General features: G+C 38.1%; 2 pseudogenes. One reads left to right on the top strand and one right to left on the bottom strand.

The features are described from left to right. Positions 1-88: 88 nt before the first annotated feature. Positions 89-2,125: pseudogene (putA, locus tag BA053_RS05985) on the top strand (bifunctional proline dehydrogenase/L-glutamate gamma-semialdehyde dehydrogenase PutA); the annotation flags it as partial. A gap of 133 nt (positions 2,126-2,258) precedes the next feature. On the opposite strand, the pseudogene BA053_RS07540 reads toward putA, so the two are convergent. Next, positions 2,259-2,410 (bottom strand): annotated as a pseudogene (locus BA053_RS07540) (IS4-like element ISWosp8 family transposase); the annotation flags it as partial.

Genomic DNA, 2,410 nt, shown 5'->3' on the forward strand with positions numbered 1-2,410 from the left:
TGTTGGATACTTTTTTCTCATCTTTACCCCGTACTAAAATTTCAGATATTATAGCCTTTTACTTGTTTCCGGACAACCTCTAAATGATTACTCAGTATTTACAAGAAAAAGCTATACTGACGTATCTTACCTCGTGTGCGCACAGAAACTTTTGAGTAAACCAAACAGCTTTTACCCATGCTTTGGAACTCATAACGTCTATACTTTTGCTTCTATTATGGAACTTGCTGATAAAAACCACCCTGGATTTGAATTTCAACGCTTACATGGAATGGCAAAAGACTTATATGATTATGCAATGTCAGAGCTTGCAACAAATGTTAGCTGTCGTGTCTACGCACCCGTTGGGGAACATAGTGACTTGTTGCCTTATCTTATAAGACGCCTTCTTGAAAATGGAGCTAATAGTTCGTTTGTTAATCAAATAAGTGATCCTAACGTTAAAATCGATGAGTTAATTTCAGATCCACTGGAAAAAGCTATAAATTTTAATTATGAACCTCATCCAGGCATTCCATTACCACAAGATATTTTGGGACTAGAAAGAAAAAATTCCTTGGGGATGGATATTAGTGATTCTGTGATAGTCTCACAATTTGCAGATGATATAAAGGGTTTTAGTGAAAAAAAGTGGCAAATTGGACCAATAATTGATGGAAAAGCACTATTTGATAATGCTGAATTTATCGAAGTAGTGAATCCTGCACATTTGGAAAATGTAATTGGAGAAGTGTCAAGTGCAACAAGCGATCAAGCTTTAAACGCTCTTGAAATAGCACATAGTGCTTTTACTAAGTGGCAGAATGTTTCAGCAGTAGAGCGCGCTAAATACCTCGAAAAAGCTGCAGATTTGCTTGAGGAAAGGATGAAAGAGTTAATTTACATTCTGATTGTGGAAGCAGGAAAAATTTTATCCGATGCAATAGCAGAAGTAAGGGAAGCAATTGACTTTCTGCGTTATTATGCAATGATAGCAAAGAATGAACTGAGCGACTGGAAAAAATTGCCAGGTCCAACAGGTGAAGATAACTTCATCTTTTTTGAAGGCAGGGGAGTTTTCTTATGCATATCACCATGGAATTTTCCACTTGCTATTTTTCTTGGGCAGGTTTCAGCTGCACTTGCAGCAGGTAACACGGTGCTTGCAAAACCGGCAGAGCAAACGCCGATTATTGCCTATGAAGCTGTTAAGATACTACACGAAGCTGGGATACCAAAAAATGTGTTACACCTCATTCCTGGGGATGGTGGATATTTAGGCAAAATATTAGTTCCAGACAATAGAATTGCCGGAGTAGCTTTTACTGGCTCAACACAAACTGCTCAAATAATCAATAAAATGCTTGCAAATAGGGATGGTCCTATCGTACCACTTATTGCTGAAACAGGAGGGCTCAATGCTATGATAGTTGATAGCTCTGCTCTTTTAGAGCAAGTGGCTATGGATGTTGTACTTTCTGCGTTTCGCAGCGCCGGCCAACGCTGTTCTGCACTTAGAGTGCTGTTTATTCAAGAGGACATAGCAGAGAAGCAGATAAAAATGATATGCGGTGCAGCGCAAGAACTCAAGATTGGTGACCCAATACAACTTAGTACTGATATTGGTCCAATAATTGACAAAGCATCTATCGATATGCTAACTCAACATACGCAAAAAATGTCAGAGGACGGAGATTCAAATCTGTTATTTAAAGTACCCATGGATACAAATTCTCATAATGGTTATTTCTTTCCTCCATATATTTATGAAATACAAAAAATTTCGCAATTAAAGCAAGAAGTATTTGGTCCTATTTTACATATCATACGTTTTAACAAGTCACAATTAAATGAAGTTATAAGTGATATAAATAGTACTGGATATGGACTCACGTTTTCTTTGCAGAGTCGTATACAAAGTCAAATTGACACTATAAGTAAAAAAATATCAGTTGGAAATGTCTACATCAACTGTAACCAGATAGGTGCAGCAGTTGGGATACAACCATTTGGTGGTAGAGGACTATCTGGCACTGGGCCAAAAGCTGGTGGTCCTCATTATTTACAGCGTTTTTCTACAGAAAAAGTTGTAAGTGTTAACACTACAGCATTTGGTGGTAACACTACACTTATGTGTTTGGATTAATTTGCGGGCCATAATTTTTCTTACCCCTAAACTAGACGTTCGTGCAGACAGCGCTAAAATCCGAAAAGGACCAGTTCATGCACTGAAATAAATCGTATCCGTTCAGCCAATGGCGTCAACTTAAGAACTTTCATTAGCAAACCCTCCTAAAGACATGATGGCGTTTAGGCTTATCTACTTTATTGCGGCTGTCCTGGTCGGATCTTAACTTTAGCGCGTATACTTAAAAAGGGCTTGAAAGTTTTTTGGCGCAATAAGTACCTGATAGAGTTTCTGCCTCATTAC

This window comes from Wolbachia endosymbiont of Nomada ferruginata (genome assembly GCF_001675785.1).
GTDB lineage: Bacteria > Pseudomonadota > Alphaproteobacteria > Rickettsiales > Anaplasmataceae > Wolbachia > Wolbachia pipientis.